We start from the raw sequence: 23,091 nt of genomic DNA on the forward strand, positions 1-23,091 counted from the left end.
GTTGCTGGTGTGAGTGGGCTTATATTCAGGAAGGTACTGACTCGCAAGCCCTTAAAATCAGTTTTCTGAAAAAAGTCGCAGAAGCGCTCATTTAGTGGAACGGAACCTGTGGATTTCTAGGCTATGGCCTTGAAATAGATGACAAAAAGAAAGGCTGGCTCCAACGGGGCCAGCCTGCATTCTGTCGAAAATGGTGTCGCGGATGGTCAGATCAGCCTTTGCATTTCCAGTTCCAGTCGCGTTCCGGCCCGATATCCACATGGATCGATGTCGTATGGCAATAGGTGCCGACGCCACCACGTCCCGGCATCGATCGGGCGAAGCGCGCCATTTCCCACTTGGAAACGCCATCAATCTGAATATCGGCTGCGGCGCAGATCATATGCAGCGATTTGCGCGCGCCATTGACCTTGCGGTTATAGGAAGGACTGCGATAGCCGGACGTCACCATGACCGGACGTCGGAAATGCCGCTCCATGGTCTTCAGCATGGAAACGAGCTGCGGCTTGAGGCAGGCAACATCCACAGTCTGGCGCTGCACCTTCAGGCCGTTCGGTGCGAGGCGGGCGAGGCCGGGGGCCGAAGCAAGCGTGACATTGGGCGAATCGTCATACTCGTTCGCATCAATGTCGGTGTCGTCATAAAGGCTGTTGCGATGCTTGATTTCGATGCCGCCATTCGCACGCACGCCCGGCAATGTGTAATTGTAATCGTGCTTTGCAGCAGGTGATACAGGCGTTGCCATTGCCAGCTTCTTGTTTTCCGTACGGTCAGAACGTGAACCAGCCGATTCGTCGGAGAAGAGGCGCGAGATGCTGCCCTGAGAAGCTGTCGGGCGCTGCGGGGTTGCATAAGCACTGGCATTTTTCGGCGTACCGAAAAGCGAAGCAACCTGCACCGGCTTTTCTGGCTGGGCTGGTTTGGCGGCTTCCTGTGGCTGCGCCTTCGCGTCTGTAGCGGCTGCCGATTCCGTTTCGGCTTCTTGCTGTTTTGCTTCGGCGCTTTCGCTCTTTGGCTTTTCGGCGCTGGCGGTTGTCGTAGTTGCTGCCGGCTCGGTTGCCTCGGCAGGCTTCGATTCGGCGCTATCTTTTCCGCCAAACAAACCGAAGAGCGAATTGCTTTTCTTTTCTGGTGCAGCCGCGGCCACTTGTGTGGGGTGCGCTTCGCTTGCCGCATTTTCCGCATTCGCGGTCACGGCGGCTTTTTTCGCGTTTTCTTTGGCGGGCGTGGTGGCAGGGTTCTGTGCCGCCGCTGCGGCTGTGACCTGCTTTGCGTCGCCGGGCTTTTCTTCGGCCTTTGTTTCTGCGGTCTTGGCTTCAGCGCCAGCTTCGGCGGCGGCCGTCTGGTCGGCTGCGCTTTGCAGCGTCTCTGTCAGCATTGAGCCATTGGTATTGGCAGTCATTTGCAGCGGCTTGCCGTCAGGACCGGTTCCCGTAGACGTGCAGGACGACAATAGCAGCGCGAGCAGAGCTACGCTGCCTGAAAGTCGTCGGCCGGTTGTCCGGTGCGCAGAAGGTACAAATTTCAATAGTCCGCTCCAGCTCGATTTCCCTGACCAGCTTGGCGAACCGGACAAGTCCGAGCCCACCTGGTTTCGGGAGATCGGCTCTCCCGTGCGGGTTGAACCAATCACGGAATGTGATTTCTCCCGCAGTCCCCTAATAAAAGCCTTACATAAGCCTTGGGAAACAAACTCCATTATATCAATGCGTTGAAGTGGCCTCTGCAGTTTTGCGGTGAACCAATTTTAGCATTGTGCAAATCACCCGATCTACAATTGTTGCCAATTTTTAAGTTTTTTATGCTGTGAAGGCAACTATCGAAGTGCATTTTGTACGACTGGGAGCCTGCATTATTCCAGAAGATTGAGGATTAATCCTTTGGTAACGAAATATTACTTTATGTAATCTTTCGAAGGTGTGATGCTGCGCAGACGGAAATAAACGGTGTTGGCAAACCAAATGTCGGAATTGGACCAATCGCTTGTTGACATGGTGCGTCGACTTGGTGCTATCCCTTCGGAAGTATATTCTGTCGTGACTTATGCGGCAGCCTCAACGGCAAAACCGGGATCAGACATATGACCAAGAGCACGCGGCAGATCGCCCATCTCATGCTGGCAGTAACGGCCGCAGCGATGCTCACTGCCTGTGCCGGTGGCAAGGAATTTCAGGGTGTCCCGCAGGAAGGCGCATTGCGCACCGGCGTATACCCGACATTTGGCCACATGCCGAAGGCTGCGACCGACCAGATCACGCCGGAAGAAAAGCAGCAGATGACTGCGAAACTCGATTCCGATCGCACGCGTCTCGCGGCGTCGAAAACCACTGGCGGCGGCTTTACCCCCGCACAGGCTGCGGCCATGCGCAAGCAGGCGCAGGATGAATCGGATGCTACCCTGAAGCAGATCGAATCCGGCGAAGAATAATCCCTTCATAGACACGGAAGGCCACGTCTCAAACGGCGCGGCAAGAAGTCTCGACCCGATTCGATATCAGGTGTATAGCTCCTCCTACGGCGCAATGACGCGCCCTATTGTTAACTCTCCTTTTGGAACAGGATCATGTCGGAAGAATTCCATAAAGTCCGTCGCTTGCCCCCTTATGTCTTTGAACAGGTCAATCGCCTGAAGGCATCGGCGCGAGCGGGCGGGGCCGACATTATCGATCTTGGCATGGGCAATCCCGATCTACCGACGCCGCAGAATATCGTCGACAAGCTGTGCGAGGCCGTTCAGGACCCGCGCGCGCATCGCTATTCGTCGTCAAAGGGTATTCCGGGGCTGCGTCGCGCGCAGGCTCAGTATTATGCGCGTCGTTTCGGCGTGAAGCTCAACCCGGACACGCAGGTCGTGGCCACGCTTGGTTCAAAGGAAGGTTTCGCCAATATGGCGCAGGCCATCACTGCGCCGGGCGACGTGGTGCTTTGCCCGGACCCGACCTATCCGATCCACTCGTTCGGCTTCATCATGTCGGGCGGTGTCATCCGTTCGATTCAGGCCAAGCCGGATGACAGCTTCATCCCGGCTCTGGAGCGCGGCGTAAAGCACTCGATCCCGAAGCCGATTGCGCTGATCCTCAACTTCCCGTCCAATCCGACGGCTTATGTGGCAACGCTCGACTTCTACAAGGATGTCGTGGCCTTTGCGCGCAAGCATGACATCGTCATTCTGTCGGATCTGGCCTATTCGGAAATCTATTTCGACGGCAATCCACCGCCGTCGGTGCTGGAAGTACCGGGCGCCATGGATGTGGCAGTCGAGTTCACGTCCATGTCCAAGACGTTCTCGATGCCGGGCTGGCGCATGGGCTTTGCGGTTGGCAATGAGCGCCTGATCGCGGCGCTGACGCGCGTTAAGTCCTACCTCGATTACGGTGCATTCACGCCGATCCAGGTGGCGGCAACCGCAGCGCTCAACGGCGACGGTTCCGACATTGCATATGTTCGCGATGTGTACAAGCAGCGCCGCGATGTGCTGGTCGAAAGCTTCGGCCGCGCAGGCTGGGATGTTCCGCCGCCGGCAGCGACGATGTTTGCCTGGGTCCCGATTCCGGAACGCTTCCGCGCCATGGGCTCGCTCGAATTCTCCAAGCTTATGGTGGAAATGGCCGATGTGGCCGTTGCTCCGGGCATCGGCTTTGGCGAACATGGCGATGATTATGTGCGTATCGCACTGGTCGAAAACGAACATCGCATTCGTCAGGCTGCACGCAACATCAAGCGTTTCCTCTCCACCAAGGATGAGAACCTGCACAACGTAATCCCGCTGGAAGGTCGCCGCTAAGCGCCATTCCGGGTTCTTCCTTTCTGGCCGCGCCGAGCGTGCGGCCAGAATTTCCCATCTACCGAAAATCCACTACATCCAGACAATCAGAGTCAGAAGGTCGATATAATGAGTGATGCATTGCGGATCGGCGTTGCGGGCCTTGGCACCGTTGGCGCTTCAGTGTTGCGTATCCTGCGTGACAAGTCCGAAATGCTCACTCGCCAATGCGGTAAGCCGGTGACTATTACCGCCGTCAGCGCCCGTGATCGCTCGCGCGACCGTGGCGTTGACCTCAGTGGCATCGACTGGTTCGACGATCCAATCGAACTGGCCAAGTCAGCTGATATCGATGTTTATGTCGAGCTTATCGGCGGTGACGAAGGCCCTGCGAAAGCTTCCGTTGAGGCGGCTTTGCGCGCTGGTCGTCATGTCGTGACCGCCAACAAGGCGCTTCTTGCGCGCCACGGCGTTGCCTTGGCGAAAATCGCCGAAGACAAGGGCGTTCTGCTCAACTTCGAGGCGGCGGTTGCCGGTGGCATTCCGGTCATCAAGGCGATGCGCGAGTCACTGACCGGCAATACGGTTTCGCGCGTCTATGGCATCATGAACGGCACCTGCAACTATATCCTGACCCGGATGTGGGAAGAGGGCATTTCGTTCGAAGCCTGCCTGAAGGATGCGCAGCGCCTCGGCTATGCCGAAGCCGATCCGACTTTTGATATTGAAGGCAACGATACGGCGCACAAGCTTGCGCTTCTGACCAGCCTTGCCTTCGGTACGCAGATTGCCGCCGACGATATCTATCTTGAAGGCATCAGCAATATTTCGCTGGCCGATATTCGTGCCGCCGATGAGCTGGGCTACCGTATCAAGCTTCTGGGCGTAGCGCAGAAGACCGATACCGGCATTGAACAGCGCGTGCACCCGACCATGGTTCCAACCTCGTCGGTCATCGCGCAGGTGCATGGCGTCACCAATGCCGTGGCCATCGAGACCGATCTTCTGGGCGAGCTGCTGCTGTCGGGACCGGGTGCCGGTGGGAATGCGACGGCGTCTGCCGTCATCGGCGATATTGCCGATATTGCCAAGAGCCGTCCGGGCTTCCAGCACGGTCCGGTGTTCGGCACGCCTGCAAAGGCGCTCCAGCCTTACAAGCGCGCCAAGATGCGTAAACATGCGGGTGGCTATTTCATTCGTCTGACGGTTCTCGACCGCATCGGCGCTTTCGCCGGGATAGCCAAGCGCATGGCCGAGAACGACATCTCGCTCGAGTCGATCGTGCAGCGCCCGCCCATGGGCGATACGCAGCAGGAAGGCATCAAGACCGTCATCCTCGTCACGCATGAGACGACGGAAGCAGCCGTCAAGAAAGCGCTGGAAGCTATCCTCAAGGACGATCATCTGGTGGATAAGCCGCAGATGATCCGCATCGAGCGCGCGGGTTAAATCGCACGGCGCGCTGCACGACCCGTCACGGTTGTTTCGAGGCGGGTTGTATCATGATGCCGGGCATGTCAGTTCACGCCCGGCCATGGCATGAAACGAAGCGTGTTGCCCTTAAATCGATTAAGCATTTGAGCGCACATAGTTTTTAGCTTTCGGGCTCTTGCAGGGCACCGGGGACTTTGACAAAAGGTTCGCATAGTGTCGCTATAAACGCGGCATGGCGCCCTTTGTGGTGCATCAACGCAATTCGAATTCAGGACTTTGTTCAAATGGCCAAAACCGCAGAGCAGCACCCCCACGGACTGGATCGCATTCTTACACTGGAACTGGTCCGTGTAGCCGAACGCGCAGCAGTGGCAGCAGCGCGGCTGCGGGGCCGCGGCGATGAAATGGCTGCCGATCAGGCCGCCGTTGACGCCATGCGTCAGGAACTGAACCGCCTGCCGATTTCCGGCACGGTTGTGATCGGCGAAGGTGAACGCGATGAAGCGCCGATGCTCTACATCGGTGAAGAAGTCGGCACCAAGCAGGGACCGGATGTCGATATCGCGCTCGACCCGCTGGAAGGCACGACGATCTGCGCAAAGAACCTGCCGAATTCGCTGGCTGTCATCGCCATCGCCGAGAAGGGCAACCTGCTTTATGCGCCTGACGTCTACATGGAAAAGATCGCCGTTGGTCCAGGCTATCCGAAGGGCGTTGTGGATCTCGACGCCACCGCTACCGACAACATCAACTCCATCGCCAAGGCGAAGGGTGTAAAGCCGAACGAAATCACGGCTTGCATCATGGACCGTCCGCGTCATGCGCGCCTGATCGAAGAAGTGCGCGCAACCGGCGCTGCGATCCGTCTGATCGGCGATGGCGACGTTGCTGGCGTGATGCATACGACCAGCCCGGAGGAAACCGGCATCGACATCTACATCGGTATCGGTGGCGCACCGGAAGGTGTTCTGGCTGCAGCAGCTCTGCGCTGCATCGGTGGTCAGATGCAGGGACGTCTCCAGCTGAATACGGATGAGAAGATCGCCCGCGCGCTCAAAATGGGCATTACGGACCCGAAGAAGGTCTACACGATGGAAGAAATGGCCAAGGGCGACGTGCTCTTTGCCGCTACCGGTGTGACCGACGGCAACATGCTTTCCGGCGTGAAGTTTGCCCGCGATTACATCCAGACGCATACCATTGTGATGCGTTCCAGCTCGCAGACCGTGCGCGAGATCAAGGCTCGCCACCAGGATCTGTCGAAGTTCTAGTTTTTCGCGTCATAAGTGACGATGAAGCAAACAAATCCCGGAAAGCCCCGCGCTGTCCGGGATTTCTGTTTATGGAGCCTTGCTCAGCCGCTTTGGCCAAAGATTTGTCATTTTGATCGCGACTGTATTCAATCACCTTTAGATGAAGAGATGGAGCGGGAATGACTGAAACGCCGAACAAGCTACGGATCGCGATACTCTTTGGCGGACGTTCCGCGGAGCATGATGTGTCGGTTCTTTCCGCAACGAATGTCATGAACGCACTGGACCCGGCCAAATACGAAGCCATTCCGATCTATGTTACCCATGAGGGGCAATGGCTGCTGACGAGCTTTGCTGGCGGCAAGCTGGAACGGCCCGAACACGGTACTGGAGTTTCATTGTTGCCGGGCGGCAAGGGGCGCGCTGTTGCGCTGCCCGAAAACGGCTTGCCTTATGAACTGGCGCGGATCGACATCGTCTTTCCGGTCTTGCACGGACTTCACGGCGAGGATGGCAGCGTACAGGGACTGACCGAAGTGGCGCGTGTGCCGATGGCGGGTTGCGGCATCTGCGGCTCGGCGAATGCGCTCGACAAAGACATTGCCAAGCGCCTGCTGACCGAGGCAGGTATTCCCGTGGCGCGCGCCATGACGATCACGCGCGAGACGGTTCCAACCTTCGATACGCTGACGGAGGCGCTTGGCCTGCCGGTCTTCATCAAGCCCGCGCGTCAGGGTTCGTCGGTCGGTGTCAGCAAGGTTCAGACGGAAGCTGATTATCTGAAAGCGCTTGCGGAAGGTTTTAAGCACGACGCCAAGCTTCTGGCGGAAGAGTTCATCCAAGGTCGCGAGATCGAATGCGCAGTGCTGGAGGATGAGAATAACGGCCTGTTCGTTTCGCGAACCGGCGAAATCGTGCCCGCACAAAGCCATGGCTTCTACAACTATGACGCCAAATATATCGATGAAGATGGCGCGGCGCTGAAAGTTCCGGCGGACTTGCCAGTACAGATCGAGACTGAAATTCAGGCGGTTGCAGCGCGGGCGTTTCGGGCGCTTGGTTGTGACAGCATGGCGCGTGTCGATTTCTTCGTGACGCCGGATATGCGGTTTCTGATCAACGAGCTGAATACCATTCCGGGTTTCACCAATATCAGCATGTATTCGAAAGTCATGGCGGTGAGCGGCGTCAGCTATCCAGAAGTTATTGACCGGCTGGTGGCGCACGGACTGGCCCGTGCAGCGCGTGACAATTAAGGTCAAGCGCCACTGATAAATTGCGGGCGGCATTGCAAAGATGCCGCCTTTTGTGTCTTTAAGAGCTTATGACGACAGATCGCCTTTTCCTTGGAATAAAACAATCTGCAACCGGCCAGAAATGGGTGGATCGGCTCGGCCTGCGCGAAGCAAACACCGCGCTTGCCATCGCCCAGCATCATGGCATTTCCGATCTGGTGGCGCGCGTTCTGGCGGGGCGTGGTGTAACGGTCGAAGGCGCGCCGGAATTTGTTGATCCGACGCTGCGCAATCTCATGCCCGATCCGTCGACGCTGACCGATATGGAGAAGGCGGCAAGCCGTATTGCTGACGCCATCGAGCGCCGCGAGACGGTGGCGATCTTCGGCGATTATGACGTGGACGGCGCATGTTCTTCCGCCCTGATGGCGCGTTTTCTCAAACACTATGGCATTCAGCATTCGATCTATATTCCGGACCGGATTTTCGAGGGTTACGGCCCCAATCCCGATGCCATGCGCGAGCTGGTTTCCAAGGGCGCCAGCCTGATCGTCACCGTTGACTGCGGCACGAATAGCGCTCCGTCGATCACTGCGGCCAAACAGGCCGGAGCGGATGTTGTGGTGCTTGACCACCATCAGGTCGGCGGCGATCTGCCGGAAGATGCGGTGGCTATCGTCAACCCGAACCGCGAAGACGATATTTCGCAACAGGGCCATCTTTGCGCTGCAGGGGTCGTGTTTCTGACACTGGTGCAGGTCACCAAGATATTGCGCGAGCGGGGCAAGGGGACTGCACCCGATTTGCTGTCGCTGCTCGATCTGGTCGCGCTGGCAACAGTTTGCGATGTGGTGCCGCTGCAGGGCGTCAATCGTGCCTTCATCGTCAAGGGTCTGCTGGTTGCGCGTGCGCAAAGCAATGCCGGTCTGGCGGCGTTAGCGCGCGTGTCGCGTATCGGCGAACCGATCAATGTTTTTCATCTTGGTTATCTCATCGGCCCGCGCATCAATGCAGGCGGTCGTATCGGCGATGCCGGATTGGGTGCGCGGCTGTTGACGCTCGATGATCCATCGATGGCAGACCGTATCGCGGTCGAACTTGACCGGCTCAATCAGGAACGACAGGCGATGGAAGCGGAAATGCTTCTGGAAGCGGAAGCGGAAGCATCGCTCGAGATTTCAGGCGGTGAGGGTGCTTCGGTGATCGTGACGGCCAGCGAGCGCTGGCATCCGGGCATCGTCGGCTTGCTGGCTTCCCGCCTGAAGGAAAAGGCGCGACGACCCGCTTTCGCCATCGCCTTCAATGCCAATGGCGTCGGCTCCGGTTCGGGACGTTCGATCAGCGGTCTTGACCTCGGCAAGCTGGTGCGCGGCGCGGTGGAACGAGGGCTGCTCGTCAAGGGCGGTGGTCATGCCATGGCGGCGGGTATCACCATCGAACGCGCCAAGCTGGGCGCTCTGAGAGCCTATCTTGAAGACGAATCGGCGCATGTCGTTGCGCGTCTGCGCGAGAACCAGAGCCTTTCGATCGACGGTGCGCTGGCTGCTTCAGGCGCGACGGTTTCGCTTTATGAAGCCTTGCAGAAGGCCGGACCGTACGGTTCCGCCCATCCGCAACCGACCTTGGCTCTGCCGCATCATGTGCTGGCCGATGTGCGAGGCGTCGGTCGTGACCATGTGCGTGTTACTCTGCGCGGCGCGGATGGCAAACGGGTCAATGGCATTGCGTTTCGCGTGGCAGAGGGCGATCTCGGGCGCTTCCTGTTCAACAATATCGGGCAGAGCGTCCATGTGGTCGGCAACCTGTCGCTCAATCACTGGAACGGCTCGGTTTCGCCCCAGATCCAGATTCTGGACGCCGCAAAGCCAGTTTGAACCGCTTTTGAAATTTCTCGATTTTTTTGCGTTCACGCCCTTGTGAAGAACAGGGGGCAATTCCCATATGAGCAATGATTTAAACATTCAGTCATGTCTCTAAATGGGAGTAAACAATGCCGGGTTTCGGAAACCGCCTGACAAAACTGACCGCTGCGATGGTCCTGGGCCTGATCGCCTCATTCGCTGCTGTCGATTTCGCCGAGGCTCGCCGTGCAGGCGGAGGCGGTTTTGGCAGCCGTGGCGCGCGTACCTATCAGGCGCCAGCGCCGACGCGTACCGCACCGAATAATGCAGCTCCGATTGAACGTTCGATGACGCCGAATACGGGCACAACGCAGACGACCCGTCCTGCCGCCGCTGGCGCGCAGAATGCGGCTCCGGCGCGCGCTGGAGGCATGTTCGGCAATTTCGGCCGTTCCATGCTTGGCGGCCTGCTGGTCGGCGGTCTGATCGGCATGATGCTCGGTAACGGCCTTGGCGGTCTGGCTGGCATGTTCGGCCTTCTCTTGCAGGTGGGCGTGATTGCTTTGATCGCGATGTTCGTCATGCGCATGTTTGCAAATCGCCGTCAGGGCGCAACGGCAACGGCAGGCGCTGGCAATGCGAATGCGCAGCCATTCGGTTCCGCACAGCCTTTTGGCGCGGCAAAGGATGCCGCACCACAGCAGGCTGGCAGCTTTGGCGGCCGCACACCTTCGGTCAATCCATTCGGCGCAAGCGCCAAGCAGGCTGAAGAGCCAGTTACCTTGGCAGTTGAAGAAGAGCCGATGGACGTTGGACAGGAAGAGCTTGATCGTTTCGAGCAGATGCTTTCGGAAGTCCAGAGCGCCTATGGCCGCGAGGATTATGCTGCGCTGCGCAAGCTGACCACGCCGGAAGCCATGTCCTACCTCGCCGAAGAACTGGGCGAAATCGCTTCCAGCGGTATGCGCAACGAAGTGAAGGACGTAAAGCTGCTTCAGGGCGATGTTTCGGAAGCCTGGCGTGAAGGCAATGTCGATTATGCGACCGTGGCGATCCGTTACTCCGCAATCGACGTCATGCTTGATCGCAACACGGGCGCGGTTGTCGAAGGCAACCCGAACGAGCCGGTCGAAAGCACGGAAATCTGGACCTTTACCCGTGTCGATGGCGGCGAGTGGCTGCTCGCAGCAATTCAGGGAACGGAATAAGCATTCCAATCAACAAAAAAGCCCGGTCGCGAGACCGGGCTTTTTTCGTTTGAGCATTTCCAGCGAAAGTGCGAAGCGGTTTCACGCAGGATAATGCGTGAAAGCAGAATTCTTACCAGTTGCCGACATTTTCGGCAGAAGCCCAGGGCTCCTGCGAGGCAAGGCTTTCGCCCTTCTGGATCAGTTCGATGGAAATGCCATCCGGTGTCTTGATGAAAGCCATGTGGCCATCGCGCGGTGGACGGTTGATGACGATGCCGGCATCCTGAAGCTTCTGGCAGGTGGCGTAAATGTCGTCCACTTCATAGGCGAGATGGCCGAAATTGCGTCCGCCCGTATAGGCTTCCGTGTCCCAGTTATAGGTCAGTTCGAGCGTCGGTGCGCGCTCCGCCTTGGCGCGCTCTGCATCGCCGGGAGCGGCAAGAAAGATCAGCGTGAAACGCCCCTTTTCGTTTTCGATACGACGGGTTTCTTCAAGACCGAATTTATTCACGTAGAAATCGAGTGATTCATCGATGTCGCGGATTCGAACCATCGTGTGCAAATAGCGCATATTATTCTCCTGAAGCATTTCCAGCATGTGCCGAAGCGTTTGGGGCTCGAGAAGGGATATAGCAAATAGCGGACGCTTTTCCACTTTGCACTTTTGTTTTGTGACTTTCGGACAAGCGCGGACACCCGTTAGGCGTCAAAAAACATCAAATGGGGAATTGCCCTCGGGCAGCATTGCCATATGTCCCGAAATGAAGTCGGTTTCGGGACTTTGCGGCAGGTGCGGTAACCATGGAAACACAAAGTCTGTGATGATCGTGGGGGAGAACAAAAGTTTAGGCTTGCCGCCTCGGGTTAATGAAGTGTTATTCTTTGATTAAGAATCAGCTTTGAATCGCAACGGAAGAATAGAGGAGGGGCGAACGCATGGCGGACAAGTCTGTGTCGAATGACCAGTTTCACAGCCAGCACGCCTCGGAAGAGCTGGGCGATATCATTGAAATTTCGGGTCACATCAAGTGGTTCGACGTAGCCAAGGGCTACGGTTTCATTGTGCCGGATCAGCCGGGCCTGAACGATATCCTGCTTCATGTGACGTCGCTTCGCCGCGATGGCTTCCAGACGGCGCTGGAAGGCGCACGAATTGTCTGCGAAGTTCGCAACGGTGAGCGCGGCATGCAATGTTTCCGCGTTCTTTCGATGGACACATCCACTGCCGTTCATCCGGCGCAGATGCCGCCGCAGCGCACGCATGTGACGGTCACGCCATCGAGCGGTCTAGAGCGCGTTATCGTCAAGTGGTTCAACCGTACCAAGGGTTTCGGCTTTCTCACCCGCGGTGAGGGCACTGAGGATATCTTCATTCATATGGAAACGCTTCGCCGTTTCGGCATGATGGAACTGCGCCCCGGTCAGGTCGTGCTTATTCGCTTCGGCACGGGCGACAAGGGCCTGATGGCTGCAGAAATTCACCCGGATATCGGAACGGCTATCCCGGTTTCGCACTGATTTCCAATCAAGTTGAGCCGCCTGTCTTCCCAAAGTGAAATCGCTTTGGGAGACACACACGCATGAAAACGGGCCTTACGGTGCCCCGCGCTTTGAACTGTCTGTGACGATAGTAGTCAAAAGGCGGTGAGGGGTGGCCGTTCCTCTCTTGTCCCCATTCTGCCGCGTTGATAATCTCCCCGCCCGAATTGCAGGTTTTTGGCGTGGGTTGAGTATGGCTCGGTTCTTTTTCGTTTTTGCATTTTTATTCGCAGCTTTCGGCGCGCAAGCGCAGGAAAAGCAGCCGATGCGCTTGCCAGTGGATGCTGCGCCGCTGACCTTTATCACGGCCAAGGGCAATAAACTCCCCTTTGCACTGGAAGTGGCTGATTCCGACGATGCGCGTGTGCGCGGGCTGATGTGGCGCACCGATTTTCCCAAAGACCGCGCAATGATCTTCGTTTTCGGCGAGATGCGCCGCGTGATGATGTGGATGCAAAACACGCCCCTGCCGCTGGACATGGTTTTCCTTGATGACAAGGGCCGCGTCACGGCAATTCACGAAAATGCGGTGCCTTATTCGGAAGATATCATTTCATCCGAAGTGCCGGCAGCTTTTGTGGTCGAGCTTCTCGCCGGTACGGTAAAACGCACCGGTATCAAGAAGGGCGACAGAGCTGTCCATCGCGTGATATGCGGCGAGTGTCGATCCTAATCGCGCCAAGCACCGCCGACGGAACAATCAAAAGGAATGAACAGTTGAGTGCCCTCGATATCGAATATTTCGAAAATGACGGCCTGCGTCTTGCATATCGTCAGGATGGAGAAGGCGATCCGATCCTGCTGATCCACGGCTTTGCGTCTTCAAGTCTCGTCAATTGGGTTTCGCCGGGCTGGTTCCGGACGCTGACCGAGGCGGGTTATCGCGTCATCGCCATCGATGATCGCGGACATGGTTTCTCAGCCAAGAGCCACAAGGAAGAAGATTACACGCCGACCAAGATGGCGGGCGATGCGGCAGCGCTGCTCGATCATCTGGGCATCGAGAAGGCGCATGTGATGGGCTACTCGATGGGCGCGCGGATCACCGCGTTTCTGGCCATCGAGCATCCGGAACGTGTTCATAGCGCAATCTTCGGCGGATTGGGCATCGGTATGGTCACCGGCGCTGGCGACTGGGAACCGATTGGCGAGGCGCTTTTGGCGGAAGATCCGACGACGATCACCCATCCGCGCGGCCAGATGTTCCGCAAATTTGCAGACCAGACCAAGAGCGACCGTATTGCACTTGCAGCCTGTGTGATCACCTCGAAGGAGCTGGTACCAGCCGCAGCTATCGCACGGATCATGCAGCCGGTATTGGTTGCCGTTGGCACGACCGACGACATTGCCGGTAATCCGCAGGATCTGGCCGATTTACTGCCGAACGGTCAGGCGCTCGATATTCCGGGACGCGACCATATGCTGGCCGTTGGCGACAAGGTTTACAAGAAGGCCGTGCTGGAGTTTCTGAAGGAAAATCCGCTCTGATTGCCCTATAGGGCCTGTGTCAATTTCTGCGGTGTCAAGGCAAAGTGTTTTCAGTTATGCTTTGCGCCGAACTCGTATTGCGGTGCGGAGCCATGCCGGAAAGTTCGGCTTTCGTCTGGCCCGCGCGGTGCAAAACCGGAGTATATCCATGTCTGTTCGCTCAACTGCGAAAGTGAATGTCAGCCTCGGGCAAGTTGATCCTATCTGGCACTCGATCCGTGCCGAAGCGGAGGAAGCCGCCAAGCGCGATCCGGTGCTCGGAACGTTTCTTTATGCGACGATCCTCAATCAGCCGAGCCTTGAAGATGCCGTTATGCACCGCATCTCGGAACGTCTTGGTCATGCGGACTTGAGCGCCGATATTCTGCGCCAGACATTCGACGCGATGCTGGATGCCAATCCGGAATGGTCGCAGACCGTTCGCGTGGATATTCAGGCCGTTTACGACCGTGATCCGGCCTATAGCCGTTTCATGGACCCGATCCTTTATCTGAAGGGCTTTCATGCTATCCAGACCCACCGTCTGGCGCATTGGCTCTATCACGAAGGCCGCCGGGACTTTGCCTATTATCTGCAGAGCCGTTCGTCGTCGATCTTCCAGACCGACATTCATCCGGCAGCGCAGTTGGGCAGCGGGCTTTTTCTCGATCACGCCACGGGGCTTGTCGTCGGCGAGACTGCACTGATCGAAGATAATGTTTCGATCCTGCACGGCGTCACGCTGGGCGGCACGGGCAAGTCGAGCGGGGACCGCCATCCCAAGATTCGCCATGGCGTGCTGATCGGTGCGGGCGCGAAGATTCTCGGCAATATCGAAGTGGGCCATTGCTCAAAGATCGCGGCAGGTTCTGTCGTGCTCAAGCCTGTTCCGCACAATGTCACGGTTGCTGGGGTGCCTGCCAAGATCATTGGCGATACGGGCTGCGCAGAACCGTCCCGCGTCATGGACCAGTTGCTGGGCGATGGCGTGCTGGGTGAAGGCATTTAATCGCGCAGAAGCAGAACGCACAGAAACCGGGCCGCTTGCTGGTTTTTTTCCGCAGGCGGCCTATATTTTGTCGAAAGCGGTGGTTAGGCGCTAAAACCCCGAAGGACTGGCTCCCCAGGGGTTTACATCACAAAAGACCGGGTGCAATAAACCGGCCTCATTCAAATTCAGGAGAAGCCGGTTGAAACCCGAAGAACTCAAAAAACTGGACGCCTATTTCAAACGGACCTTCAACAATCAGGGCCTTCAGGTGAAGGCGCGCCCGCGCAAAAACGACTCGGCCGAGCTTTATATTGACGACGAGTTTCTGGGCCTGATCTACAAGGATGAGGACGAAGGCGAACTGTCCTACAATTTCTCGATGGCTATTCTCGACGTCGATCTCTAAGCCGCGACTGCGAAAAATCGCCTGATATTTCGCGCGTGATCCATGATGATCCGTCATAGCCTGACGATCTGACGCCCTTTCCGCATTGCGGCGAGGGCGTTTTGTTTTCAAACTCGGGTTGATGCGGCTTTAACGCTTCACTGCGATTGCTGGAAAGATTCGAGTACGCGCTGAACGAGTTGTTCGGTGGTATTGTGCGCTGTATCGAGCGTGATGCGGTCATGCGACCAAGGCTCATATTCGTTGCGCCGTTGCTCGACCCGCTCCCAGCTGATCTCCGCCATTCCTGGAATATTGCGCCTGCGGTTTTCGATCCGCTGCCGGTGGATCGCGAGATCGGAGCAATGACACTCCACGAAATTCAGAGTCGCATCGGTGCGCTCCGCGAGTTGCACCCACATGTTTCGGGCCGCCTCCACCGGATTAACCGCATCCACAATCACCGATAGGCCGAGTTTCAGATTTTCTTCCGCTATCGCTTCAGCGACCTGATAGGCGGCGATGCCCGTCATCTTCTTCGGAATGTCGGCACGCCACATGGCTGCTTCAATCGGGTCGATGGGCAGAACCGCGATCTGAAGTGCTTGGGCCAATCCCTCGGCAACCGAACTCTTACCGGAGCCGGGAAGCCCGGCAGTCACAATCAGTCGCGGATGCGCCATCGTCGGGAATCACTTTCTGTCATACAGGCTCGTCTGCTTCGTCGCTGGGTTTGGCGGACTGAACCCATCCTAGCCGGATGATCCAACGCCTGTTACGACAGTTTTCAGTTATTCCCCAACAGATGCCCGGTTGCGAACTGGCGCACGGCTTCATCGAGTGTCTTCCACTCGGGCAGCATATCGCGGGGGAAGCGATAGAGAATCTGCAGCCCTTTGCCGAACTGGATATCGCGCTCGCAGGCATTGAAGTTTTCTGCCGATGCATCGCTCATGCACCGTGCCACGAACGCGGGATTGCCACTTGTCGTATCGGAGAGCACGAGTTCTTCACCGGTGTAACCGCTGCCTTCCGTAAACCGGTGGATGGTCAGTCCTCCCGGTAAAGGTTCCCCCTCCGGCTCTATCAACGCAGCATAAATCGGCAGATAGCGCCCGGTCATGTCGCGGGACATCGTGCGTTCCTCAATTGACATGAACAGCAATTGCCGTTTTGGCGTCAGCAGATTGAAGATTGCGCGGTCCGCTTCGGTATAGCCAGTTAGTCCGGGCCAGCGTGCGTAAAGATCAAGCCGGGCGGTCAGCCCGTCGCGCCGCTGATTGGAAAAGCGGATCATATTGGCTGGCATCGACAGGACATTATTGCCGATCAGCACTTTATAGAGATGTGTGCTGTCGGAATGGCCGCCGCGCGCAATCATCGGACCGAGCATGCGCCCGCCAATATTGATCGCGACGGAAAGCACAACAAGCACGGCAACCGCCAGCAAAACGCGGACGAACAGCCGGTTGCCATCTTTTGTCGTGGTGGTATCGATTGCGCTTTCCATTCGGCGGGAATGCCATGCTGATGATATTGCAGCGATTATCGGCCTTTTATGGTTAACGGAGCATGAAGCCGCGCTTGTCCCGCATCCAAAAAAAGCTTAGCTCTTTTCATGAAGACATTCTGATGGAGGAGCCCACATGCCGATTTATGCTTATAACGGACACAAGCCACATTTCGCAGATCGCGCCAGCAACTGGATTGCGCCGGATGCGACACTGATCGGCAAGGTGGTCGTGGGCGAAAATGTGGGTTTTTGGTTCGGCGCCGTGCTGCGCGGCGACAATGAAGTGATTTCCGTCGGGGATGACACCAATGTGCAGGAACATTGCATCATGCATACCGATATCGGCTTTCCGCTGACCATTGGCGCAGGCTGCACCATCGGCCATCGGGCGATCCTGCACGGCTGCACCATCGGCGAGAATACACTGATCGGCATGGGCGCTATCGTGCTCAACGGTGCGAAGATCGGCAAGAACTGCCTTATCGGGGCTGGTGCTCTGGTGACGGAAGGCAAGGAAATCCCGGACAACTCGCTGGTTGTCGGTTCGCCCGCGCGCGTTTTGCGTGAGCTGGATGAGGCGGCGGTGGAGAAGCTGAAGCTATCCGCCAAGCATTATGTCGAGAAGGGACATTCCTTCATGCGCGGCATGGAACCGGCCTGACTTCTCGACAATAAAAAAGGACGGGGCCAGAGGGAGACTGGCGGCCCGCCCTTTGATCGAAATCGGCGTTTGATCAGTTCTTGATGCTGCCGACGAGAATGTCGCGGTCATCCTTGATTGATACCCAGCTGCCGCTGTTCGCCGTCGACTGACGCTTCAGGTAGGTATAGTCGGTCTTGTTCCAGGCCAGAACGCGCTCATCGAGATTGTCGAGAATGAAATCGCCGCGGTCGGTGCGAACCGTCAGGACGGCATGGCCATCGCCATTCGGCTGGCGAACCACGGTAAACAGCAGCGTATTGGCCGGAATGCCAAGCGCCATCAACTCGCGCTGCTTTTCCAGCATGTAGTCGTCGCAGTCACCAGCGGTTACCGGATATTCCCAATATTCCTCGCGACCCCAGACTTCCATGTCGGTGGCTGGCTTGATTCGCGTGTTCACGCTGTCATTGACGGCAATGATCTGCTGCCACAGCTTCGGCGTCAGTTTGAGAGCACTGGTGTTGCGGCTGACGATTTTGCATTCAGCCGGATAGCGTTCGCAAAATTCGTAATGTCCGATCGGCTGCGAGGTACGCTCACCGGTGCTCATCCATGGCGAGTTGGAGGCTGGGTTCGCTGCCTGGGCCAGTCCGACGCCAATCAGCAGAAGAAATGCTGCGATGATGGTTTGCTTGGTCATTCTTTTGTCTCCCTGTTGGAGATCAAAATGACCGGGACAATTTGAAGGCGCGCAAATTTGCGCGCGAAAATGCGATTCAAATTCGATTAAAACTGCGCGGAATACTGAAACTTTTTGTAAAGAAAGCGGCTATTTCAGCCTGAAAACGCGGGTTTTCGCGTGATTTCGATGTTTACACCCACAAAGGCGGTTTGCCAATCCGTAACCTTGACGCGCGTTCATCTTTTCGGTGCTGTAAGAATTAGCTGAAAAGCCCGTCGAGCGTGGTGCTGGTCTGGATGGTGGCAAACTCGATGGCGAAACCGTCTGCGAAATGGCGCACGACCCGTCCGCGGATCGGCCCCAGCAGGACACCGCTCTTGATCGCCGGTTTGACGTCGCATTCGATAGCCGCGCCTGAAAGCGACAAGTCGGCAATACGGCAGAGCAACTGGGTGCCATCGGGGAAAGTGACATTCTGATGCGACTTGCGCGGTACGACACGCTCGTGGCGGCGATCTTCCGGCAGAGAAAGTTCATGCCGGTTGGCAAGCCATGTCAGCTGCGCCGAGAGCTTGTCCTTCTTGGTCGCGGTATTGGTGAGAAGAAGGTGAAAGCCCTCTGCTGAAATCTGGTAGGCGGTGCCTTCGATTCGTCCGACATGGTCGATATAGGCAATGATGCGTTCGCCATTGCGCGGCGTTGCGATACCGCTCATCAGGGCGGTGCCGGGCGACATGCGCTTCAGGACGCAAGGATATTCACTGCGGTTTTCGAGCATATAGCGACCGTTGAGATCAACGTTCACGGCATTGAAATTATCCTGCCGCCCGCTGTTCGCAGGTGATGTCGCCGCAAATCCCCTCATTGAAGCTGGCCCATCTCCGTCTATCGCCAATAACCTGTTATTTATATTATACTTAGAGCATTTCCAGCAAAAGTGCGAAGCGGTTTTGCGTTGGAAAATGCGAAAGGCAAAAATTTATATTTCCAGCAAAAGTGCGAAGCGGTTTTGCGCATGCGCAAAAGACAAACTGCGATTTCAGGCTTTGCCGCCATTGATGACGCGCAGATGTGGTGCCTTGCGCATGGGCGGCGTGGCCATGCGAGTTTCTGTCCACTGACGGGTGTGATTCGAAGCATTGACCGTGAAGATGGCTGCCTTCACCGCTTCGTCGGCAAGCGCCACATCGGGCGCAATGGGCTCAATATGGTTGAGATGGCCAAGAACCAGAGGGTCGGCGCCTGCCCATGTCACATTGTCCAGAACGGCCATGCTGCCCATAAGGCCGACGCGCCCGTTGCTCGCTTCCAATGGGGCGAGCAGCATTTCAAAGCTGAGGCTGCGGCCCGACAGACTGATTCCATCATGAAGGCTAAGCGCCGGGATCTGCATCGCGCTGACATTCTGCGCCAATTCGCTGAGGGCAGGGCGGTCACGCTCGGGCCATAAGGATAACAGGCGCACGCCTTTCAGTTCGCGACCGAACAGGGTGCAGATTCGCGTGCCGCCAAGACGAAAGACCAGTTCGCCATTTTCGTCGCCTTCCACGAAAAAGAGATCGGACAAATGCCGTCCGAGCCGACGCGGTTCGACATCGGTGCGCTGCGGCGCCTGGAAACCGTGCTCAAGATCGTCATTGCGATCAAAGGCCAGTCGCTGCCATTCGCTAAAAATCGCGATCGTGCTGCGGTGTTTCATCGTGCGCCGTTCGTTTGATTCAGGGTGGATTTGGATGCTGATCGATTGCGAAGCGCCTTGGCTCCGGCTCGCGACCATTAAAATAGTATTAACGACACAGATACCAGCTTAACCCTTTCTTCATCCACGACGCTCGGCTGTTAAGGTTAACAACAAGTAATTCTTGCAATGCGGATAGGGCTGGCGTTTGATGAGGACATCAGACGAAGCCGTTGTCTTGGTTGGTGTTTTTCTGAGATCCAGTCGTTATTTTTGCGAATCTCGTTGGTTCGCATCAGGGCCGGTGGTTGACCTCCACTGGCCTTTATTTTTAACGATTTCTATCCTATCAAGTGCTGGTTTCGCCATGCGACTGGTCCGATTGGGCCGATTGTCGTTTCTGGGCCTGACTGGCCCCACCACGGTTTCGCAATCTGGAAAGCAGTGTTCATGGTCCTTCCGCAACCGGAAATGCAGAATAATCGTGGTCGTTCGGGTGGAAGTGAGCCGATCTTCAATATTCCGGGCGTGGTGATCGCGCTGATCGGCATCTGCGTCGCGGTCTATGTTTATCAGAACTACCTGATCAGCGAGCAGCAGAACTATGAGTTCATGCTGAACTTCTCACTGATTCCGGCGCGATTCTCGACGGCAGGCGGTTTCTCAGATCCGGCGGGCCTGTTCACGCTGATCAGCTATTCCTTCATGCACGGCGGTATCGAGCATATCGTGGTCAATATGATCTGGCTTGCCGCCTTCGGTTCACCGCTGGCCGGGCGAATCGGAACCGCTCGCATGATCATTTTCTGGATATTCACGGCGATCATCGCCGGACTGACGCACTATGCGGTTTATCCGGACAGCGTGACGCCGCTGGTTGGTGCTTCGGGCGCGATTTCCGGCATGATGGGCGCTTCGGCGCGCTACGGCTTCCGCCGTGTGAATTCCGGACGTCGTGCGGAGTTTGCCGGTCCGGTGCTGTCGGTTGGTTTTACGCTGACGTTGAAACCCGTCCTGACCTTTGTTGGCGTCTGGTTTGTGATCAATATCATCACCGGTCTTTACACGACCGGCGGCGCTGATCTGTCCGGCATCGCCTGGGAAGCGCATATTGGCGGTTTTATCGCTGGTTTCTTCGGGATTTCGCTGCTGGATCGTCCGCGCAGCTATGACGCAGTTCTAAGGCGTTAGAACAGTTCCCTCCCAGTTTTATGGTACTTGCTAAACCTGCAATCAAAGCGCACCATCATGGAACGCGGCGGGAGGAGCTGCGTTCTGCTTTCAGGCGTTTGAGCGTCTGAAACAGCGAATGCTAAATCTTGGAGGGACTTGGCATGACAGTAAGATCGATTCTCGAGAAAAAGGGCAGGGATGTCGTCGTAATTGCACCTGCCGACACGCTTTCCCATGCAGTGGCCATGTTGAACAAACATAAGATCGGCGCGCTGGTGGTTTGCGACGAGGCCGGTCATATCCAAGGCATTCTTTCGGAACGCGATGTGGTCCGGGCGCTGTCCGTCAGGGAAAGCGGCGCGATGGCCATGCCGGTTGCAGAGGTCATGACTGCAAAAGTGCAGGTCTGCCGGGAGCATCACACGATCAACCAGGTCATGGAAATCATGACGCGCAGCCGTTTCAGACATATGCCGGTTGAAGAACACGGCAAACTTGTCGGAATCATCTCCATCGGTGACGTCGTGAAGCGGCGAATCGAAGATGTGGAGCGCGAGGCCGACGAGATTCGCACCTATATTGCGACCGCCTGAACCTATTCGGTCAACAATGCCATGCGCCGGTAAGAAATTTCACGCGGCGCATGGGGGGTGAATCAACGATTGCGCAAATAGCGCTCTGCCGCATAGAGCGAAATCGCCGCGGCGTTTGAGACATTGAGCGATTTAATCTCGCCGGGCATGTCGAGGCGTGCAAGCGCCGTCACGGTTTCCCGTGTCTTCTGGCGCAAGCCTTTTCCTTCCGCGCCGAGAACCAGAGCGATTCGTCCGCCGGCAAGCGTTGCTTCCATTTCCTGTGGGCCTTCCGAATCAAGGCCGATGGTCTGGAAACCCAGACCATGCAGTTCTTCAATCGCTTCGGCGAGGTTCCTGACCTCTATATGCGGGATAAGTTCGAGCGCACCGGATGCAGCCTTGGCCAGAACACCGGTTTCCTGCGGGCTGTGGCGGCTGGTGGTAATCAGCGCCCCTGCACCAAAGGCCACAGCCGACCGCATGATGGCGCCGACATTGTGCGGATCGGTCACCTGATCAAGAACCAGCAGAAGCGGGCTTTCCTGAAGTTCGGAGAGTTTTTTCGCACGCAGCGGTTCTGCTTCGATCATCACGCCCTGATGCACGGCGTCGGAGCCTGTCTCCTTGTCGATATCCTTCGGATCGACAATTTCGACGGGGAAGGGCAGCGAATCGGCTTCACCGATTTCAAGCCGCGCAAAACCATTGCGCGTCGCTCGCATACGCAGAATTTTGCGGGCCGGATTTTCAACGGCTGCACGAACCGTGTGCAGCCCATAAAGGCGCACGGTGCCATCCGTTATCGCGCTGGCCGATATGGCGGCGCGCTGCGGCCTGTGTGGCGCCTTGCCTTCAGCCGCGGCTTTCTGGTCGCGGTGCTGGCGGCGCAGGCGCGCATAATGAGTATCTTTAGGGGTGCGGGGCGTGTTCTGATCGGTCATGGCGCGCTTATAACTCTTATAAGTGAGGGAAGATAGCTGCTTGCCCTGTAAATGCTATCAGGCTGTTCTGGTTGTCTATTACGAGGCGAAAGCCCGCATATCCTGATTTTTCCGCATATCAGAATGCATGGCCGAGCCCGGTCTTCTGGAACGCTTTGGCCAAACTGTGGATAGCCATGCATTCTTTTCGCTTTTACCCTGTTGACAGGGGAAGCGCTTATCGTCATAAGGCCCCCCGTGGAGCGACGGTGAGCCCAACAGCCAACTGACCGCTTCGCAAAAATGCCTAGTTACTCGACTCTGCTGATAGTGATATTAGGAGGAATGCCCGAGCGGTTAAAGGGGACGGACTGTAAATCCGTTGGCTAAGCCTACGTTGGTTCAAATCCAACTTCCTCCACCACTGTCGGATTAGAGTTTAGAGTATGCGGGTATAGCTCAATGGTAGAGCAGCAGCCTTCCAAGCTGAATACACGGGTTCGATTCCCGTTACCCGCTCCAGTTTTCAAGAGCGGATAGGCGTGTAAGGAATCATCGACGGGCGGTTCGCCGTTCCGTTTTGGCATAAATGCTGGCCCCGAAGCCAATAGGCTTTTGCGCTGGCGCTTGAGCGGTTCTAGAACAAAGAGAACAACGGCGATGGCTAAGAGCAAATTCGAACGTACGAAGCCCCACGTTAACATCGGCACCATCGGTCACGTTGACCATGGCAAGACCTCGCTGACTGCGGCAATCACGAAGTTTTTCGGTGAATTCAAGGCGTATGACCAGATCGACGCTGCACCGGA

General features: G+C 56.8%; 24 protein-coding genes and 2 tRNA genes. 18 read left to right on the plus strand and 8 right to left on the minus strand.

What is annotated here, in order from left to right:
- Positions 1 to 211: 211 nt before the first annotated feature.
- Entirely contained in the window at positions 212 to 1,528 is a 1,317-nt protein-coding gene (locus FHW03_RS13945) for a D-Ala-D-Ala carboxypeptidase family metallohydrolase (protein ID WP_182521159.1), read from the minus strand.
- Between the two features lie 552 nt (positions 1,529 to 2,080).
- Here FHW03_RS13945 and FHW03_RS13950 point away from each other — a divergent pair.
- From FHW03_RS13950 to FHW03_RS13980, 7 genes are all read left to right on the plus strand, one after another.
- Positions 2,081 to 2,428 (plus strand): hypothetical protein, encoded by a 348-nt coding sequence (locus tag FHW03_RS13950; protein WP_182521160.1) that lies wholly within the window; start codon positions 2,081 to 2,083, stop codon positions 2,426 to 2,428.
- Between the two features lie 135 nt (positions 2,429 to 2,563).
- The gene (locus FHW03_RS13955; RefSeq protein WP_182521161.1) at positions 2,564 to 3,784 is read left to right on the plus strand and encodes an LL-diaminopimelate aminotransferase; all 1,221 of its coding nucleotides are present in this window, start codon (positions 2,564 to 2,566) and stop codon (positions 3,782 to 3,784) included.
- A gap of 108 nt (positions 3,785 to 3,892) precedes the next feature.
- Positions 3,893 to 5,212 (plus strand): homoserine dehydrogenase, encoded by a 1,320-nt coding sequence (locus FHW03_RS13960; protein ID WP_182521162.1) that lies wholly within the window; start codon positions 3,893 to 3,895, stop codon positions 5,210 to 5,212.
- A gap of 269 nt (positions 5,213 to 5,481) precedes the next feature.
- A complete protein-coding gene (gene glpX / locus FHW03_RS13965) occupies positions 5,482 to 6,468 on the plus strand; it encodes a class II fructose-bisphosphatase (protein WP_182521163.1) in 987 nt (328 codons plus the stop codon).
- Positions 6,469 to 6,629: 161 nt separating this feature from the next.
- On the plus strand, positions 6,630 to 7,706 hold the full coding sequence (locus FHW03_RS13970; RefSeq protein WP_182521164.1) for a D-alanine--D-alanine ligase family protein: 1,077 nt from the start codon (positions 6,630 to 6,632) through the stop codon (positions 7,704 to 7,706).
- Between the two features lie 68 nt (positions 7,707 to 7,774).
- Positions 7,775 to 9,559 carry a single-stranded-DNA-specific exonuclease RecJ gene (gene recJ, locus FHW03_RS13975; protein ID WP_182521165.1) on the plus strand — a complete coding sequence of 595 codons (1,785 nt, stop codon included), beginning with the start codon at positions 7,775 to 7,777 and terminating at the stop codon, positions 9,557 to 9,559.
- 116 nt (positions 9,560 to 9,675) lie between these two features.
- A complete protein-coding gene (locus tag FHW03_RS13980) occupies positions 9,676 to 10,734 on the plus strand; it encodes a Tim44 domain-containing protein (protein ID WP_182521166.1) in 1,059 nt (352 codons plus the stop codon).
- Positions 10,735 to 10,846: 112 nt separating this feature from the next.
- Here FHW03_RS13980 and gloA read toward each other — a convergent pair whose 3' ends face one another.
- On the minus strand, positions 10,847 to 11,287 hold the full coding sequence (gloA, locus tag FHW03_RS13985) for a lactoylglutathione lyase (protein ID WP_182521167.1): 441 nt from the start codon (positions 11,285 to 11,287) through the stop codon (positions 10,847 to 10,849).
- A gap of 365 nt (positions 11,288 to 11,652) precedes the next feature.
- Between gloA and FHW03_RS13990 the strand changes: the two genes are divergently transcribed.
- The 5 genes from FHW03_RS13990 to FHW03_RS14010 all read left to right on the plus strand — a co-directional run bounded on the left by FHW03_RS13990 (position 11,653) and on the right by FHW03_RS14010 (position 15,119).
- Entirely contained in the window at positions 11,653 to 12,234 is a 582-nt protein-coding gene (locus tag FHW03_RS13990) for a cold-shock protein (RefSeq protein ID WP_078339275.1), read from the plus strand.
- A 214-nt stretch (positions 12,235 to 12,448) separates the two neighbouring features.
- Entirely contained in the window at positions 12,449 to 12,928 is a 480-nt protein-coding gene (locus FHW03_RS13995; protein WP_182521168.1) for a DUF192 domain-containing protein, read from the plus strand.
- A gap of 44 nt (positions 12,929 to 12,972) precedes the next feature.
- Positions 12,973 to 13,743, plus strand: a complete 771-nt coding sequence (locus FHW03_RS14000; protein WP_182521169.1) for an alpha/beta fold hydrolase — start codon at positions 12,973 to 12,975, stop codon at positions 13,741 to 13,743.
- Between the two features lie 148 nt (positions 13,744 to 13,891).
- A complete protein-coding gene (cysE, locus tag FHW03_RS14005) occupies positions 13,892 to 14,731 on the plus strand; it encodes a serine O-acetyltransferase (protein ID WP_182521170.1) in 840 nt (279 codons plus the stop codon).
- A 181-nt stretch (positions 14,732 to 14,912) separates the two neighbouring features.
- Complete coding sequence (locus FHW03_RS14010) at positions 14,913 to 15,119, plus strand: DUF3126 family protein (protein ID WP_078339271.1); 207 nt, start codon at positions 14,913 to 14,915, stop codon at positions 15,117 to 15,119.
- 137 nt (positions 15,120 to 15,256) lie between these two features.
- Here FHW03_RS14010 and FHW03_RS14015 read toward each other — a convergent pair whose 3' ends face one another.
- Both FHW03_RS14015 and FHW03_RS14020 read right to left on the minus strand, forming a co-directional pair.
- On the minus strand, positions 15,257 to 15,781 hold the full coding sequence (locus FHW03_RS14015; RefSeq protein WP_182521171.1) for an ATP-binding protein: 525 nt from the start codon (positions 15,779 to 15,781) through the stop codon (positions 15,257 to 15,259).
- Between the two features lie 104 nt (positions 15,782 to 15,885).
- Complete coding sequence (locus FHW03_RS14020) at positions 15,886 to 16,608, minus strand: hypothetical protein (RefSeq protein WP_182521172.1); 723 nt, start codon at positions 16,606 to 16,608, stop codon at positions 15,886 to 15,888.
- Positions 16,609 to 16,744: 136 nt separating this feature from the next.
- On the opposite strand from FHW03_RS14020, the gene FHW03_RS14025 reads away from it, so the two are divergent.
- On the plus strand, positions 16,745 to 17,272 hold the full coding sequence (locus FHW03_RS14025) for a gamma carbonic anhydrase family protein (RefSeq protein ID WP_078339269.1): 528 nt from the start codon (positions 16,745 to 16,747) through the stop codon (positions 17,270 to 17,272).
- A 73-nt stretch (positions 17,273 to 17,345) separates the two neighbouring features.
- On the opposite strand, the gene FHW03_RS14030 is transcribed toward FHW03_RS14025, so the two are convergent.
- The 3 genes from FHW03_RS14030 to FHW03_RS14040 form a co-directional block, all read right to left on the minus strand.
- The gene (locus FHW03_RS14030; RefSeq protein ID WP_182521173.1) at positions 17,346 to 17,954 is read right to left on the minus strand and encodes a transglutaminase-like cysteine peptidase; all 609 of its coding nucleotides are present in this window, start codon (positions 17,952 to 17,954) and stop codon (positions 17,346 to 17,348) included.
- A 241-nt stretch (positions 17,955 to 18,195) separates the two neighbouring features.
- Complete coding sequence (locus FHW03_RS14035) at positions 18,196 to 18,801, minus strand: PilZ domain-containing protein (RefSeq protein WP_182521174.1); 606 nt, start codon at positions 18,799 to 18,801, stop codon at positions 18,196 to 18,198.
- A 174-nt stretch (positions 18,802 to 18,975) separates the two neighbouring features.
- Positions 18,976 to 19,635 (minus strand): PAS domain-containing protein, encoded by a 660-nt coding sequence (locus tag FHW03_RS14040; protein WP_182521175.1) that lies wholly within the window; start codon positions 19,633 to 19,635, stop codon positions 18,976 to 18,978.
- Positions 19,636 to 20,064: 429 nt separating this feature from the next.
- On the opposite strand from FHW03_RS14040, the gene FHW03_RS14045 reads away from it, so the two are divergent.
- Together FHW03_RS14045 and FHW03_RS14050 are read left to right on the plus strand one after the other, a co-directional pair.
- Positions 20,065 to 20,805 carry a rhomboid family intramembrane serine protease gene (locus FHW03_RS14045; RefSeq protein WP_182521176.1) on the plus strand — a complete coding sequence of 247 codons (741 nt, stop codon included), beginning with the start codon at positions 20,065 to 20,067 and terminating at the stop codon, positions 20,803 to 20,805.
- A gap of 143 nt (positions 20,806 to 20,948) precedes the next feature.
- Positions 20,949 to 21,380 carry a CBS domain-containing protein gene (locus tag FHW03_RS14050; RefSeq protein ID WP_182521177.1) on the plus strand — a complete coding sequence of 144 codons (432 nt, stop codon included), beginning with the start codon at positions 20,949 to 20,951 and terminating at the stop codon, positions 21,378 to 21,380.
- 62 nt (positions 21,381 to 21,442) lie between these two features.
- Here the strand turns inward: FHW03_RS14050 and rlmB are convergent, their stop codons facing one another.
- A complete protein-coding gene (rlmB, locus tag FHW03_RS14055) occupies positions 21,443 to 22,303 on the minus strand; it encodes a 23S rRNA (guanosine(2251)-2'-O)-methyltransferase RlmB (protein ID WP_182521178.1) in 861 nt (286 codons plus the stop codon).
- 318 nt (positions 22,304 to 22,621) lie between these two features.
- Here rlmB and FHW03_RS14060 point away from each other — a divergent pair.
- The 3 genes from FHW03_RS14060 to FHW03_RS14070 all read left to right on the plus strand — a co-directional run.
- Positions 22,622 to 22,706 (plus strand) — tRNA-Tyr (locus FHW03_RS14060).
- Positions 22,707 to 22,730: 24 nt separating this feature from the next.
- Positions 22,731 to 22,804 (plus strand) — tRNA-Gly (locus FHW03_RS14065).
- Between the two features lie 105 nt (positions 22,805 to 22,909).
- On the plus strand, positions 22,910 to 23,091 hold a 182-nt coding region (locus FHW03_RS14070), incomplete at its 3' end, for a GTP-binding protein (RefSeq protein ID WP_377514824.1).

Origin of the sequence: Ochrobactrum sp. RH2CCR150, from assembly GCA_014138095.1 — a bacterium.
GTDB lineage: Bacteria > Pseudomonadota > Alphaproteobacteria > Rhizobiales > Rhizobiaceae > Brucella > Brucella gambitense.